Here is a 16,015-nt window from a genome sequence, read left to right on the forward strand (position 1 = left end):
GCTCTCGTCGCCGCGCCGGTAACGCGCGAATGTGACCCGCTCGCCCGACAGCGACGAGAACACCGCTGCTTCGCCGATGGGGGTAGCGGGGCGCGGGTCGAAGGAGCCGTCGGTCACAGTCGCGACCACCGGTTCCGGTCCCTTGGCGACAAGGCTGAGCGCCACGAGCTCGATCGCATTGCCATTGTGCTCGGCGCCGTAGACCGAACGATAGGTTTCGACAAAGGCGGAGCGCATCTTTTCCAGCGCCTCCTGCGTTTCGACGGGACCGTCGAGGCCGATCCTGAGCGCATGCCCCTGGCCTTCGTAGCGCAGTTCGGCGGCGATCGCGATATCCGGCTCGAACCCTTTGGCCAGCGCCGGCTTCACGACCCCGTTGGCCTCGTCCGCCATCTCCGACTGCAGCCGCTTGAGACGGTCGAGGTCGATCCTGCCAAGCGGCGCCAGAACACTGCGCGCCACCTCATAGGCGATCGGCGCGCTCAGAAAGCCGACCGCCGAGCCGACGCCTGCAAAAGCGGGAATGACGATGCGCGAAATGCCGAGTTTTTCCGCAAGACGCGCGGCGTGAAGCGGCCCGGCGCCGCCGGAGGCCATAAGCGTGTAGGCCGAAACGTTCTTTCCCTGTTCGACGGCGTGGACGCGCGCCGCATTGGCCATTGCCTCCTCGCCGATTTCGGTGATGCCGGCCGCCGCCCACTCGCACGAACTCATGCCGAGCGGTCCCACGACCTTTTCCTCGATTGCCGAAACGGCCAGTTCCGGCCGGAGCGCCAGCCGCCCGCCGGCAAAGCCCTCCGGGGAAAGCTTGCCGAGAACGACATTGGCGTCAGTGATCGTGGGTTCCGTGCCGCCGAGACCGTAGGCGGCCGGCCCCGGCGCCGCTCCGGCGCTCTTCGGCCCGACGGCAAGCCTGCCGAGCGTGTCGCGCCGGGCGATCGAGCCGCCGCCGGCACCGATCTCGACAAGTTCGGTTGTCGGAATGCGCACCGGCAGACCGGACCCCTTGATATCACGCCAGGCGCGCGCCACCTCGAAACGGCGCGCGGTCGCCGGCCGCGCATTCTCCAGAAAGCAGATCTTCGCCGTGGTGCCGCCCATGTCGAAGGCCAGCATTCGGGAAACGCCGACCTCGCGGGCTACCCGCGCGCCGAGCGCGACGCCGCCGGCAGGCCCCGATTCGACCAGACGGATCGGCATGCGCGCGGCCTGATCGACCGTCGTCAGGCCACCGCCCGACAGCATCAGCAGAAATTCGCCGGAAAAGCCGCGCGCGCGCATCGCCGCGTCGAAACGGTTGAGATAGCGCGACATCAGCGGACGAACATAGGCATTGGCCGCCACGGTCGAAAACCGCTCATATTCACGGATTTCCGGGGAAACTTCGCTCGAAAGACAGATGGTTACGTTCTCGGGCAGGCGGTCCCGCAACCACCCAGCCACCTGCCGCTCATGCGCGTCATTGGCGGTGGCATGAAGAAAGCCGATGGCAACGGCCTCCACCCCGTTTTCGCGCAATCGCGCTGCGATCGCATCAATCTCGCCTTGCTGCGGAACGCGGATGGGATTGCCATAGGCATCCATGCGTTCGTCGACGGTCATCCGCAACTCGCGCGGCACCAGCGGCGCGGGCAATTCCAGATTGACGTCGTATTGCTCGAAGCGGCGCTCATAACCCATTTCGAGAATGTCGCGGAAACCACTGGTCGTAACCAGAGCCGTCTTCGCGCCGCGCCGTTCGATCAGCGCATTGGTCGCAAGCGTCGTGCCGTGAATGACGGCAGAGACGTCGGAAAAATCCACATTGTTTTCGCAAAGCAGCGCCAGGCTACCCTCAAGTGCGGCCTTTTCAGGCGCTTCGGGCGTCGTCAGGACCTTCAGAGAGGAGAGGCCCTCGCCCTCCAACACGATATCCGTGAACGTTCCGCCAATATCAATTGCTAGTCTAAACATAAAATCATTATGTTCGTACTTTTTAGCAAGCGTCAAGAGGAGAAGGGCGGGAGCGCCAGCGGTCGAGTCATACCAAGAAAAAAAGGGCGCGACCATGCTTGAAACCGGCTTTTTCCCGGCCAGCGTCTCATCAAATAGTAGGGCGGCGGTCCTGCCGGTCCGCCGCCCTAGCGCATCGTGCTTTCCGAAAATCGGAATCGATTTTCGGAAAGCACGATGCGTAGATAAAATAGGTTAGAGCGCCGTGCGTCCGAATGGACGCACGGCGCTCTAATGCGCAAGACTGCGCGTTGCCCTATCGCGGTTCGCTGTGGAGCCCCTTGAGAATGGCAAAACAGGCGAGCAGCAGCACGATGGTGAACGGGAAGCCCGTCGACACCGCCATTGCCTGAAGCGCCGTCAGTCCGCCGCCGAGCAGAAGCGCGATCGCGACCAGGCCCTCGAAGCTTGCCCAGAACACGCGCTGCGGCACCGGCGCATCGACCTTGCCGCCGGCGGTGATGGTGTCGATCACGATCGAGCCCGAGTCCGACGATGTCACGAAGAAGACAATGACAAGGATGATGCCGATGATCGAGGTGATCGTCGCCAGCGGCAGCGCCTCCAGCATGACGAACAGCTTCAGGTCGAGGGGCGCGTTGCCGAGCGCCTCGTAATTGTTGACGATGATCTCGCGGATCGCGGTATCGCCGAACACCGTCATCCACACGATCGAGACGACCGACGGAATGATCAGCACGCAGGTGATGAACTCACGCACCGTGCGGCCGCGCGAAACGCGGGCGATGAACATGCCGACGAAGGGCGACCAGGAAATCCACCATGCCCAGTAGAACGACGTCCAGCCATCCAGGAAGTTCTTGTCGGTTCGCCCGAACGGATTGGCAAGTTCCGGCAGGTAGCGCGCATAGTCGACGAAGTTCGAGAAAAGTCCGCCGAGAATGGCCAGCGTCGGGCCAACGATGATGACAAAGAACAGCAGAATGCCGGCGAGCGCCATGTTGATCATCGACAGCCTCTGCACCCCGGCATCCATGCCGGCAACGACGGAGCCGAGCGCAATGCCGGTGATCGCGAGGATCAGCAGCACCTTGGAGAGGTCGTCCACGGGAAGGCCGAAAATGTGGTTAAGACCCGCATTCGCCTGTTCTGCGCCGATGCCGAGCGAGGTGGCAAGGCCGAACAACGTGGCAAGCACGGCGAGCACGTCGATGATATGGCCCGTCCAGCCCCAGACCCGGTCGCCGAAAATCGGGTAGAACACCGAGCGCATGGCGAGCGGAAGACCCTTGTTATAGGAAAACAGCGCCAGGGCCAGCGCGACGATCGCGTAGATCGCCCAGGGGTGGAGCGCCCAGTGGAAAATGGTCGAGGCCATTGCCAGGCTCTTTGCTTCGGCCGGGTTGCCGGGCGCGCCGCCGAGCGGCGCCCAGCTGTCGGCGGTGCCGGCATTTTCGGCGACCGAAGCCGTGTAGTGGGAGATCGGCTCGGACACGCCGTAGAACATCAGGCCGATGCCCATGCCAGCGGCAAACAGCATCGCGAACCAGCCGGTGTAGGAATAGTCCGGCGTTGCCTCCGCACCGCCGAGGCGAATCTTGCCATAGGGCGAGAAGATCAGGAAAATGCCGAGCAGAACGAAGATGTTGCCGGCGATCAGGAAGAACCAGTCGAAAGTCGACGTCAGCCAGTCCCGCATGCCGTTGAAAATGGTCGCGGCCTCTTCCTGAAAGGCCAGCGTCGCCAGCACGAAGGCAACAACGGCGAGACCGGAGATCAGAAAGACCGGATTATGGATGTCCAGCCCGAAGGGACCGATGTTCGTCGTGATATTATCCTGGCCGATCTCGTAATCGGTATCGATAATCTCCGTTTCGCCCTCGGGCTCGGGTATCCCCGTGTCGGTCATAAAAAATCTCCTTGTTTTGCAATCGTTTCGCGCCTAACCGGATCAATCCGGGCAGTCGCGGCGTCAGCCGCGAACCAGGAATACCGATGCGTCGGTATGGGTGGCGAGCTGGCCGCCGTGCGAATGCATGAAGTGATCCGCGAGATTGGGCACGTGGGTGGCCATGATCACCAGATCGCAACCGCTGTCGTCCACCGCGCGGGCAAGCGACCGGTTGAGATCAACCGCAGGGTCGTGCGCGATGACGGTACGGCTATCGGTTGAAATGCCGTAACGGGCGGATTGTTCCCCGGCAAAAGCCTTGAGCTTTGCCTCGAATTCCCTGGGATTGTGGCCGAGCGCGCCGGGCGCCGAAGAGGTCACGCCGACATAAGTGACGGGCGCGCCATAGAGTTTCGCGATTTCGGCCGTCGTGTTGAGCGCGCGCGTCAGCTTGTCGGCATGCGCAAGGTCGACGGGCACCATGATTTTCTTGAACATGTTGAACTACGGTCCTTCACCGTTTGCGGGCTTGCCGACCCGCATCTTTCCTTCCTCTTCTGCCGCGCCTTCGGTGGCGGGCCGGCACGGCTCGACAAAGCCGGACACGAAAATGCCATATTTCGCCTAACATCGCCAAAACCGCCATGCAAATCAACCCTGTCCCCGCCCCAGCGGGCCGTCGCAAGCGCTCGGCGTCAGGGCCAGACAGGCTCCAGCGCCGCCAGGACAGGGCGTTGCGCCCGGCTGGAAGGCCCGGAGAACGTCCGCGAAACCGAGAGCGAAGACAGCATCAAAAAAGCCCCACCGCTTCGTGCGATGAGGCTTCTTGGCATCGGCAGGGAGGCGAGGCTCAAGCCTCTTCGAGCTGCGGCAGGATCTGCAACTCGTAGAGACGGCGATAAGGGCCGTCATGGCCGAGCAGGTCGCGCTGGGGACCTTGTTCGAGGATTTTGCCGTTCTCGAGCACGACGATATTGTCAGCCGAGGTGATGGTCGCCAGACGGTGGGCGATCACGATCGTCGTGCGGTTCTTCGTCAGCCGCGCGAGCGCGTCCTGAACGAGGGATTCGGCATAGGAATCAAGCGCGCTGGTGGCCTCATCGAGGATCAGGATATCGGCGTTGCGCAACATGGCGCGGGCAATTGCCAGGCGCTGCTTCTGTCCGCCGGAAAGATTGCCGCCGTTCTCGCCGACGAACGAATCATAGCCATTGCCCATGTTCATGATGAAGTCATGCGCATGCGCAGCCTTGGCCGCCTCGATGATTTCCTCTTCCGTGGCGCCCTGTCGTCCGAGCGCCAGGTTTTCCCGCACCGTGCCGTTGAACAGGAACGTATCCTGGCCGACATAGGACATGTGGGCGCGCAGCGATTCGAACGAAACCTGCCTGAGATCGAGGCCGTTGACCGTGATTGTTCCTTCATCCGGATCGAACATGCGCATCACGAGATTGATGATCGTCGACTTGCCGCCGCCGGACGCGCCCACCAGAGCCGTGGTCTTGCCCGCGGGAAAGACCAGATTCAGGTTCTTGAACAGCGGTTTGTTGGCGTCGTAGGAGAAACCAACATCGTCGAAAACGATCTCGCCGCCGCCGGGCGGCACCGGCTGTGCGTTCTCAGCCTCCGTCAGCATGATTGGATGATCCTTGATCTCGTACATCATCCTGACGCCGACCATGGCGGTCTCGAGGTTGACGCGCATGCGCGCCAGACGTTTTGCCGGCTCATAGGCCAGGAGAAGCGCGGTGATGAAGGACATCAGCTCGCCCGGTGTCTGGTCGCCGCCGACGACCCAGAGACCGCTCAGCGCGATAACGCCGGCAATGGCCAGCCCCGAAAGGGTTTCCATGATCGGGCTCGTGGCGGCGGACAGCCTGGCGATGCTGTTGGCGCGATGCTCCACCTGCGTGACCTGCCGGTCCATGCGCGTGCGCATGTGCTCTTCCAGACCGAATGCCTTGATGATGCGCACCCCGGTGGAGGCCTCCTGCACGCTTTCGATGATTTTCGTGAAAGCGGTCAGTTCCTGCCGCATGATGTCGCGGACCTTGTTGGTCAGATAGCGCACGCCGATAAAGGCTGCCGGCCCCAGAATGAAGGAGACCAGAGACAGGATCGGCTGCTGGATGAACATCACGATCACCAGCCCGACCAGCGAGAACAGGTCGCGGATCGCCGAGGTCAAAATCAGGTCCATCGCCGTGCGGGCCGCCTGGGCATTGTTGGTCAGGCGCATCACGAGATCGGACGACGGGAACCGGATGAAGAAGTTGAGGTCCTGCTGCAGGATCCGGCTGAAGATGCTGCTCTGTGTCCTGGCGATGATGTTGTTGCCGGCCTTGCTCAGGATCACGATCTGGAAATAGGTCGCGATGCCCTTGATGATGAAGATCATCGCCACGCCCCCGGCCAGCATGAACATGCGGTTCATGTTCTGCGAGACCACGGTCTCGTTGACGATGTCCTTCATGATCCAGGCACTGAGGGACGTCATGCCGGCAACGATCAGCATCGCGACGGTTGCGAGCGCATACCAGGGCGCCTGGGCGCGCAGGTTTTCCGACAAAAGACGGTAGAGCAGGCTGCGGTTCGCTCTTGGAAGGAACCGCGCCGCCAGCGCGTTGAGCAAACCGGCAAAGGGCTTGGATAGCTGCATGGGGATCCGCATTTCCATATAGGTTCGTGGCCTCCGTTCTTCGAAGGGACGGCGCTTGTCTCAGCGTCGCGGTCCCTGATCGGCCTCGGCGCGAGAGCAATAGGGCAAACGGCCCGCAAGAGCAAGCCTTCGTTTGTCCGCCCTGTTGCCGCCGTGACCCGGTCATGGCGAAGGCAGCCTCTCTCAACCGCGCAGATAGCTCACGTCTGCCGTGCCGCCTTGCGGAAGATGCGACTGCCGCCTGCGGCGTACGGTAATCGTCTTCGCCACGCCGGGCAGCAGCGTGAAGCAATTGTCCGAGTAGACGTCGTCGCCGCCGTGGTCATAGGTCACGTAGAGGGCCGGCCGGTCGCTGGTCAGCGTGATGCGGCGCGTACCGTCGCCAAGCATCTCGACCGCTGTCGCGATCTCGGGCTCGGCAAAGCGATAGGCCTTGGGCCTTTGCGGCAGATACTCGTTCGCGCCGAGAACATTGCCTGCCGCATCCTGCCAGTCGAAGGCGAGGAAGGCGCCGTCTTCCAGCGTCTCCTCGTGAATGCGCGCAACCTCGACAACGCTCCGGGCCTTTGCCCTCACCGGATAGACGCCAGTTTCCGTCACTTTGCCGGACGCCGCGTTGACGCTTGAAAGCCGCACGGTGATCGGAACGTCTACCATCGTGTCGGAAACCGCGAGCAGCGTGATCGCCCCGGTCTCGGCATCAGGTTGTGCCGTCACCAGAAGATCGGCGAAGAAACGGCGGGCGAGATACTGCGTCGCCTTCCAGCCGCCGCCATATTCGAGACTCGACCAGCTTGCCACCGGCCAGGTATCGTTCAACTGCCAGAACAGCGTGCCCATCGTGCGCGGCCGGTTGGAACGCCAGAACTCGATTGCCGTCTTCAGCGCCAGCCCCTGGCTTAGCTGGCTGAGATAAACCATATCCTCGAAACTGTCGGGAAAGCGAAAGTAGCGGGCGATGGTTTCAACGATCCGGCTGTTGCCGCCCTCATTGCGCTGGTGAACGTCCATGACCGCCGAGGAGACGTTGCGGTCGAGCGCCTCGGTGAAGCTTTCGATCACGCGCATGGAAGGGAAGGACTGGAAGCCGAATTCCGAGCAGAAGCGCGGGCGAACGCTGCGGTAATGCTCGAAATCCTTGGCCGAATGCCAGACATCCCAGAAATGCATGTCGCCGGAAGTATCCACATGCCAGCCGTCGCCGAAATCAAGACGGCCGACCGAGGGCGAAGAGGGCCGGAAGGGCAGGCCGAGGTCCTCGTCTTCCACCGCTTCTTCCAGAACGTGATTCAGCCGGTCGTATATCGCCAGGTAGCGGTCGCGGTTTTCAAGGCTCTCCCTGTACCAGGTCAGCGCGCCGACAAGCTCGTTGTCGCCGCACCACAACGCCATTGCCGCAAAGCGGGAAAGCCGGCGCAGCTGCTGGCGCGCCTCCTTGCGCACGAGTTCGAGAAACGGACGCTCGTGGGCGGGATAGAGATTGCAGGCGAACATGAAGTCGTGCCAGATCATCAGGCCGAGTTCGTCGCACAGTTCATAGAACCAGTCGGCCTCATACTGGCCGCCGCCCCAGATGCGGATCATGTTCATATTGGCTTCGACCGCCGAGACCAGCAGGTCGCGCACCTGTTCCTTCGAGGCGCGTTCGGGCAGCGCGTCGCCCGGGATCCAGTTCGCGCCCTTCATGAAGATCTCGCGGCCGTTGACCCTGAAGGCAAAGCGGTTGCCGATCGCGTCGGCGTCGGTCAGAAGCTCGACATCGCGAAGGCCGATGCGGAATTCCCGTTTCTGTCCGCCGAGCGAAACGGCAAGGTCGTAAAAGGCCTGCTCCCCCTGGCCCGCCGGCCACCACAGACGCGGATGGTCCACCTTCACGGTGACGCGGACGCGGTTTTCGCCCGGATAGGCGCGAAGCGTGGCCCTCTCCTCATGGCCGTCGATCGCGACCGCCGCCTCTTCCACCGCCGGAGCGAAGGCAAAGGCGTGCAGCGTCACGTCCAGCTCGACCGCGCCTTCCGTGTGGCGCTGGCGGATGGCGACGTCATCCAGGCGCAGGTCGCCGGTGCGGACCAGCGTGATATCGCCGTAAAACCCGAGCGGGCAGAGCGCGATTCCCCAGTCCCAGCCGCCATGGCACTGCGCCTTGCGCAGGAAATTGAGATGGCCGATGCGGCTGTTGGCCGTATACGGCATCGGAAACTCGGACTGCCGCGCCCGCTTTTCAGCCTCCAGCGAATTGGAGTGAAACACGACCTCGATCACGTTCTCTCCCTCATTGAGAAGAGTGGTCACGTCGAAATCATAGCGCAGGAACTGGCTCTCGCAGCGACCGGCGCGCCTGCCATTGACGAAAACCTCGGCCAGGCAGTCCACGCTGTCGAAGCGGAGGGTAAAATAACCGTCTTGCAGATGTTCGAGATCGAAAGACCGCCGCGCGGTCCAGACCGAGCGATGGACCCAATCCGTCCTCGTCTCGTTGTCGCGCCAGTAGGGATCCTCTATCTTGCCCGCGGCAAGCAGGGCGGAGTGGATGTCGCCCGGAACCGCAAGCGGGACGGCGATTTCCGCCTCTTCACATGTTGCCGTCCAGCCGTCATTGAGGTTCAGTCTCGCTGCTTCTGTCATGATGCTCCGTCCCGTTTCCTGCCGCTCGGTCTGCGCTTCTCGGCGATGACGGCTCTTCTTTTAATCCATTTAAAGGTTTGCGCGAACCGGCATTTCACTGCGATTGCCGAAATTTTAACCGGCCGGGCGCGTCCTTTGACAATAGTGGTTTGACGCAGGCCGCGCGGCGATGCACTCTCGTCGGCATTCTTCACGTGCAAGCGCCATCATGAAAAAAAAGTCCCTGTTCATCGCCCTCCTCGTCATCGCCTCGGTCTTTGCCGCAACGCGTCCCGCCTCCGCCGAGACGGTCAATGTCGCCGTAGCCGCCAATTTCACGGCGGCGGCCGAGGAGATTGCCGCCCTCTTTGCCGCGGAGACCGGGCATGAGGCGGTTCTCAGCTTCGGCTCAACCGGCAGGCTCTACGCCCAGATCCTGCACGGCGCGCCGTTTTCCGTCCTTCTCGCCGCCGACCAGGAGCGACCGCGCCTTGCCGTCGAGGCCGGGCTTGCGCTTGCCGACAGCCGCTTCACCTATGCGCTGGGCGCGCTGGTGCTCTTCAGCGCCAAGGAAGACCTTTTCGAGGATGGCAGCATTCTGGAACGGCCCGCCGATTTCAACCGTGTCGCCGTCGCCAATCCGGCCTCCGCGCCCTATGGCGCTGCCGCCGTTGAAACGCTTGAAGCCCTGAAGCTCTACAACAGGCTGAAGGACCGGATCGTGCAGGGCGAGAACATCACCCAGGCCTTTCAATTCGTGGCAACCGGCAACGCCGATATCGGCTTCGTCGCTCTCTCCCAGGTTGCCGGACGTGGAGGTGGATCGCGCTGGCGGGTGCCGCAGGATCTCTACAAGCCGATCGCCCAGGATGCCGTGCTTCTGAAATCCGGCGCGGATAATCCGGCGGCGGTTTCGTTCATGGCGTTTCTGAAAAGCGACGCCGCACACAAAATAGTCCAGAACCACGGCTACCAGATCGCCCCGTGATTCCCGAGGTTACCGGCAGAGCAAGGAGGAGAGATGGGGGAAGCCGTATTTCTGACGCTGAAACTGGCGGCCGTCACCACGTTCTTCCTCATGCTCTTCGGCGTGCCGCTCGCCTGGTGGCTGGCGCGGTCGCAGCGATGGTGGAAGGAAGTGGTCGGCACGATCGTGGCGCTGCCGCTGGTGCTGCCGCCGACGGTGCTCGGCTTCTACCTCCTGATCGCGCTTGCCCCCCAGAGCCCGCTTGGCGAGGCGATCAAGGCGGTAACGGGTTTCTCCCTGCCCTTTACCTTCGCCGGGCTGGTGGTTGGCTCGGTAATCTATTCCCTGCCCTTTGCCGTGCAGCCGGTGCGCAACGCCTTCGAGGCAATCGGCAATGATCCGCTGGAGGCGGCGGCGACGCTCAGGGCCGGACCGTTCGACCGGTTCTTCAGCGTCGCGCTCCCCCTGGCGCGCCCCGGCCTTTTGACCGGCGCGATCCTGGGCTTTGCCCACACCGTCGGCGAGTTCGGCGTCGTGCTGATGATCGGCGGCAATATTCCCGGTGAAACGAAGGTTCTTTCCGTCGCGATCTATGACTATGTCGAGACGTTGCAGTGGCAGAAGGCTCATATCCTTGCCTTCGGCATGGTGGCCTTCTCCTTTGCCGTCATCCTGTCGACCATGCTGATCGAGCGTCATGTCCGGAGGCGGTTTCCATGAGTGATGTCATGCTTGAGGCCCGTTTCGCCGGAATGCTCGGCGCATTTTCGCTGGATGCGGCGTTCGATTTCCCGCAAAACGGAGTGACCGCGCTTTTCGGTCCCTCGGGCTGCGGCAAGACGACGCTTCTGCGGTGCTTTGCCGGCCTTGAACACCTCAAGGACGGCGCGTTCTCGATCGACGGAGAGGTCTGGCAGGACGGAAGACGCTTCCGGCCCGCCCACCGGCGCGCCGTCGGCTACGTCTTCCAGCATGCCAATCTTTTCCAGCATCTGACGGTGAGGGACAATCTGCGTTTCGCCATGAAACGGGCCAGAGGCGAAAGCGCCGGCCGTTTCGACGAACTGACATCCCTTCTCGGCCTCGAAGACCTTCTCGAACGCACACCGGGCCGGCTTTCCGGCGGCGAGCGCCAGCGCGTCGGCATCGCCCGGGCGCTGCTGTCCGCCCCGCGCCTGCTCTTGATGGACGAACCGATGTCGGCGCTCGATCTGCAGGCGCGCCAGGACATTTTCCCTTATCTGGAAAACCTCCGCCACACGCTCTCCATTCCCGTGCTTTACGTCACCCACGCGCCGGAGGAAGTGGCCCGCTTCACCGATCATCTCGTGGTCATGCGCGAGGGACGGGTCATTGGCGCGGGGCCGACGCCGGAGACGCTTGCGCGGCTCGACCTTCCAATCGCCCACGAGCGCCGGGCCGGCATCGCCGTCGACGCCACGATCGCCGATATCGACCTGAAATGGCATCTGGCGCTCGCCAAGTTCGACGGCGGCGCGCTGTGGGTCAGCGACACCGGAAAGGCGGTGGGCGAGCGCGTGCGGCTGATGATCCATGCCCGCGACGTCTCGATCGCGCTTGTCGAAAATCCCAAGGTCTCGATCGTCAACCGCATTCCGGCGACGATCCGCCAGATCCGTCGCAGCGAGGACCCCTCGGTACAGTTGATCGCGCTTGAAATCGGCAACACGATCATCATGGCCCGCGTGACGGCGCGCTCGACCTATCTGCTCGACCTGAAACCGGGGAGAAAGGTGTTCGCCCAGATCAAATCCGTGGCGATCATCAGCTAGAGCGCCGTGCGTCCATTCGGACGCACAAAGGACACTCTAACCTCTTGAATCTACGCATCGACGTTTCACCGAAACATCTTTTCGCTCCCTCTATCTGTTTCGCCGCATTTTCGTGGAAGCCGGTTGAGGCCAGCCGACCGGGGCATGCTTGCAATCGCGCCAGGCGGTTCTCCGCCGGAAAACCGCTCTTTCAAGGGACCGGCGGCACCCAGGCACTTTCGGACGCCGCCCGTTCGCAGAAGGCGGCAGCGCTCTTGCGGGCCTCCTCCGCGACGGCTCTGAGAATATTCTGGCCGACGGCGGTCTGGTAGCTCGCAACGATCGGCATCGGCGGAAACGGTTTTGCAACGTTCACACGGCAAAGCAGCCGATTTTCAAGTTCGCGCGCGATCGCGACGGAGGGAATGGCGGCGACGCCGAATCCGCCGATCAGGAGATTGATCATGGCAAACAAAGAGTTGGAGCTGGTAAGCTTGGAGGCCAGAACCCGCTCGTCCTGAAAATAGGGCGCCACATAGGCATAGGGCGGCGTGCCCTTGGGAAAGGTGATGATCGGCATGTTTGACAATTCGTCGACGCTGTAGGTGGTCTTCTCGTCGATCACCGCAGGCGCTGCCGCCCAGACCATCTCGTAATAGCAGATGATGAAGGAGCGGAAATTATCGCCGATCGCCGGCTCGATGCCGAAGATCAGGTCGAATTCGCCGCGCGAAAGGCCGGCGACGAGATCGCGCGTACCCTCGATGGTGAGCTCAACCCTGAGATTGGGCATGGCCTGGCTGAGCGCCTCGATGAAATCCGGCATCCAGGTGGCGACCACGGAATCGATCGCGCCGATGCGCACGATATAGGCTGCATCGCTGCCGCCTTCCTTCAGGTCGGATCTGAGGGCATTGAGCTTTTCGAGGACATCCTGAAACACGATCAGCGCCTCTTCGCCCGCCGGCGTCAGGCGAAACTCGCGGTCGCCGCGCTCCACCAGCCGGCAGGCATATTCGCGCTCCAGAATGGCGAGACGCGAGGAAATGGCCGGCTGCGTCGTGTTCATCTCCTGCGCCGTCCGGCCGAAATGCCGGTTGCGTGCCAGGGCAACGAAGGTGGCCATGTCGATGATGCGCATGGGCATCTATTACCAGCCTCCCTTGCCGCAGACAATCAGGCTCAGTCGAGCGCCGTCATCACATGGCGGACCTGAGTATAGTCGAGGAGCGACTGCATGGAGAGATCCGAGCCATAGCCGGAATTCTTCATGCCCCCATGGGGCATCTCGGTTGCGAAGACGCCGTGGGTGTTGATCCAGGTGACGCCGTATTCGAGCGCGCCGGCAATGCGAGCCGCACGTGCGCTGTCCTTCGACCAGACGGAGGAGGCGAGGCCGTATTCGGACGCGTTGGCGATGGCGAGCGCTTCCTTGTCGTCGGCGACGCTTGTGAGCGAAATCACCGGGCCGAAGACCTCCTTCTGCACGATCTCTGCTTCGGCGGGCGCTTCCACCAGAGTCGGCTCAAAGAAATAGCCGTCGCCTTCCGGCGCCTTGCCGCCGGCAAGCACGGTGCCGCCCTCGGCTTTCGCGCGCTCGACGAAACCAGCGATGCGGTCGCGGTGGCGGGCGGTGATGACGGGGCCGAACTCGACATCATCCCGCTCCGGAGCGCCGAAGGAAAGTTCGCCGATCATGGCGACGAGGCGCTCTTTCAGTTCATCGGCGCGCGCGTGGCTGACGAGGATACGGCAGGCGGCGGTGCAGTCCTGCCCGGCATTGTAGAAGCTGGCCTCGCGCAGCGTCGCGACGAGCCTTTCCAGATCGGCATCGTCGGCGACGATCACCGGCGCCTTGCCGCCCAATTCCAGATGGGTGCGCTTGATCATGGGGCCGGCTGCCGCCTGGAGCACGGCGCGGCCGGTGCGGACATCCCCCGTCAGGGAAATCATCCGCACCCGATCGTGCGAGATCAGCTTCTGGCCGACGTCGAGGCCGTTGCCGAGCACGACATTGATGACGCCCGGCGGCAGGAGATCGCCGATGATTTCGGCAAGCTTCAGCAGGCTGAGCGGGGTATGCTCGGATGGCTTGATCACCACCGTATTGCCGGCGGCAACAGCGGGCGCGATCTTCCACGCCGCCATCAACAGCGGGTAGTTCCACGGCGCGATCTGGGCGATGACGCCGATCGGATCGCGCCGAATCATGCTCATCATCGAGGACGAGCGGTAGTGACCGGCGGCCGATGCCGGCATATTGCGGATCGCGGACGCAAAGAAACGGAAGACGTCGGCGACATTGGCCAGTTCGCCCGCGACGACGAAGCGCAGCGGCTTGCCGGCATTGAGGGATTCGATGGACGCGAGGTCGCCATTGCCTTCCACCTTGTCGGCGATGGCGTTGAGGGCTTTCGCCCGTTCCCTCGGCGTCGTCAGCGCAAAGCCGTGCCGGGCGGCGTCTGCCGCCTCTACCGCGCGGTTGATCTGCTCTTCGCTTGCCGAAGCGACGCCGGCAAGCTTCCGGCCCGTTGCGGGCTCGAAGGCCGTCTCAAGGTTGCCCTCGCCCGCTTCGAACCGGCCGTTGATGAAAAGTCGCGTTTCGAAATCCGACATGGGGATCTTCCTTCGGTTGGGATCAGGTGTTCCGGCGATCAAGAACGCGGATGCGGTCGGGCGCTATGGAAAGCATCACGTCTTCGCCCGGTTTCAGCACGATCTCGTTTGCCGTCAGCATGCGGATGGTCTGGCCGGCAAGCGAAAGGACATAGCGGTTGCGCCCGCCGAGATAGACGCGGGTCCTGACCCTGGCCTTCAGACCCCCACCATCGGCAGCCACGCCGAGATCCTCCTGCCGGAGCGCGACCGAGACCGGGCCGTCCGGCCTGTCGGAAGCCGGCAGCGCAAGCCGTTGCCCATCTTCCAGAACCGCATACCCCGCCTCGACCGTGGCCGGCAGAATATTGGCCGAACCGATGAAGCCGGAGACGAATTCGGTGGCGGGCTCGGCATAGATCGCCTCCGGCGCCCCTTCCTGTTCCACCTTTCCGGCATTCAGCAACACGACCCGGTCGGAGAGGCTCAAGGCCTCCTCCTGGTCGTGGGTGACGAACAGCGTCGTCAGGCCGAGGCGGCGGTGGATCTCGATCAGTTCCACCTGCATGTCCTCGCGCAGACGCGCGTCGAGATTGGAAAGCGGCTCGTCGAGCAGCAGCACTTTCGGGTTCGAGACGATGGCGCGGGCAAGGGCCACGCGCTGCTGCTGGCCGCCGGAAAGCTGGCGCGGGAAACGGTCGGAAAGATGCGGCAACTGCACGGTCTCAAGCGCGTCCTTCACCCGCTGGTCTTGCTCGGCGCGCGTGCCGATGCGGCGCATGCGCAGGGGAAAACGGACGTTTTCATAGACGTTGAGATGCGGCAGCAGCGCGTAGGACTGGAACATCATCGCGATGTCCCGGCGCTCCGGCGGCAGGTTGGTGACGTCCTGATGGTCGATGACCACGCGCCCGGCAGACGCCGCTTCCAACCCGGCGACGGTGCGCAACAGCGTGGTCTTGCCGCAGCCCGAAGCGCCCAGGAGGCTGACGAATTCGCCGGAGGAGAGCTGGAGGTCAATGCCGTGAAGCACTTCCACATGGCCATAGGATTTTCTGATCCGGTCGAGATGAATGTCTGACATGATTTTATTCCTATGCGCTCGCGAACTTGCCGATTCCGAGAACGCGGTCGATCACGAGAATGAGCAGAACGGTAAGCGCGATCATGATCGTGGAGACCGCGGCGACGGAAGGGTCGGGACTGAACTCGAGCTGGCCGTAGATCTGTACCGGCAGCGTGGTCAGGTCCGGCGTTCTGAGGAAGAGCGACAGCACCGCCTCGTCGAAGGATATGTTGAAGGCGAAGAAGGCCCCTGCGGCAAGGCCTGGCCGGCATTGCGGCAGCACCACGAAGAAGAGCCGCTGGATGCGCCCGGCCCCCATGGTGCGCGCCGCCTCCTCGATGAAGGGATCGGATTCGGTCAGCACGGCAAGCGTGGTGCGCACCACATAGGGCAACGTGATCGCCGTATGGCCGATCCAGAGCGTGACGAAGGAGACTCGGCCGAAGGCGGCGCTCCAGAACATCAACAGGCCGATGGCATAGATGATCGTCGGCAGGATCAGCGGCGA

Annotated in this window: 12 protein-coding genes; 3 read left to right on the plus strand and 9 right to left on the minus strand. The window is 63.0% G+C overall.

Annotated features, from left to right (window positions below; genetic code table 11):
• From AC5DC2_RS07710 to AC5DC2_RS07730, 5 genes are all read right to left on the minus strand, one after another.
• On the minus strand, window positions 1-1,953 hold a 1,953-nt coding region (locus AC5DC2_RS07710; RefSeq protein ID WP_491698084.1), incomplete at its 3' end, for a hydantoinase/oxoprolinase family protein.
• 295 nt (window positions 1,954-2,248) lie between these two features.
• Complete coding sequence (locus AC5DC2_RS07715; protein ID WP_061449801.1) at window positions 2,249-3,862, minus strand: BCCT family transporter; 1,614 nt, start codon at window positions 3,860-3,862, stop codon at window positions 2,249-2,251.
• Window positions 3,863-3,925: 63 nt separating this feature from the next.
• Window positions 3,926-4,342, minus strand: coding sequence for a universal stress protein (locus tag AC5DC2_RS07720; protein WP_061449802.1), 417 nt, complete (start codon window positions 4,340-4,342; stop codon window positions 3,926-3,928).
• 352 nt (window positions 4,343-4,694) lie between these two features.
• Window positions 4,695-6,503, minus strand: a complete 1,809-nt coding sequence (locus AC5DC2_RS07725; protein ID WP_491698085.1) for an ABC transporter ATP-binding protein — start codon at window positions 6,501-6,503, stop codon at window positions 4,695-4,697.
• 183 nt (window positions 6,504-6,686) lie between these two features.
• Window positions 6,687-9,128 (minus strand): beta-mannosidase, encoded by a 2,442-nt coding sequence (locus AC5DC2_RS07730; RefSeq protein WP_491698086.1) that lies wholly within the window; start codon window positions 9,126-9,128, stop codon window positions 6,687-6,689.
• A 208-nt stretch (window positions 9,129-9,336) separates the two neighbouring features.
• On the opposite strand from AC5DC2_RS07730, the gene modA reads away from it, so the two are divergent.
• Genes modA through modC form a run of 3 tightly spaced genes read left to right on the plus strand, consistent with a single transcriptional unit; the run spans window position 9,337 to window position 11,867 of the window.
• On the plus strand, window positions 9,337-10,095 hold the full coding sequence (gene modA, locus AC5DC2_RS07735) for a molybdate ABC transporter substrate-binding protein (RefSeq protein ID WP_491698087.1): 759 nt from the start codon (window positions 9,337-9,339) through the stop codon (window positions 10,093-10,095).
• Window positions 10,096-10,128: 33 nt separating this feature from the next.
• Entirely contained in the window at window positions 10,129-10,794 is a 666-nt protein-coding gene (gene modB, locus AC5DC2_RS07740; protein ID WP_024710075.1) for a molybdate ABC transporter permease subunit, read from the plus strand.
• Window positions 10,791-11,867 carry a molybdenum ABC transporter ATP-binding protein gene (gene modC / locus AC5DC2_RS07745; protein ID WP_024710074.1) on the plus strand — a complete coding sequence of 359 codons (1,077 nt, stop codon included), beginning with the start codon at window positions 10,791-10,793 and terminating at the stop codon, window positions 11,865-11,867. Before modB ends, modC begins: the two co-directional genes overlap by 4 nt.
• Window positions 11,868-12,057: 190 nt before the next feature.
• On the opposite strand, the gene AC5DC2_RS07750 is transcribed toward modC, so the two are convergent.
• The 4 genes from AC5DC2_RS07750 to AC5DC2_RS07765 all read right to left on the minus strand — a co-directional run.
• A complete protein-coding gene (locus AC5DC2_RS07750) occupies window positions 12,058-12,993 on the minus strand; it encodes a LysR family transcriptional regulator (RefSeq protein ID WP_491698088.1) in 936 nt (311 codons plus the stop codon).
• Window positions 12,994-13,028: 35 nt separating this feature from the next.
• Window positions 13,029-14,462 carry an aminobutyraldehyde dehydrogenase gene (locus tag AC5DC2_RS07755; protein WP_491698089.1) on the minus strand — a complete coding sequence of 478 codons (1,434 nt, stop codon included), beginning with the start codon at window positions 14,460-14,462 and terminating at the stop codon, window positions 13,029-13,031.
• Window positions 14,463-14,484: 22 nt separating this feature from the next.
• Window positions 14,485-15,525, minus strand: coding sequence for an ABC transporter ATP-binding protein (locus tag AC5DC2_RS07760; RefSeq protein ID WP_491698090.1), 1,041 nt, complete (start codon window positions 15,523-15,525; stop codon window positions 14,485-14,487).
• A 10-nt stretch (window positions 15,526-15,535) separates the two neighbouring features.
• Window positions 15,536-16,015: ABC transporter permease (locus AC5DC2_RS07765; RefSeq protein ID WP_491698091.1), on the minus strand; the 480-nt coding region annotated here is incomplete at its 5' end.

The sequence above is a fragment of the Martelella sp. genome, assembly GCF_984369615.1.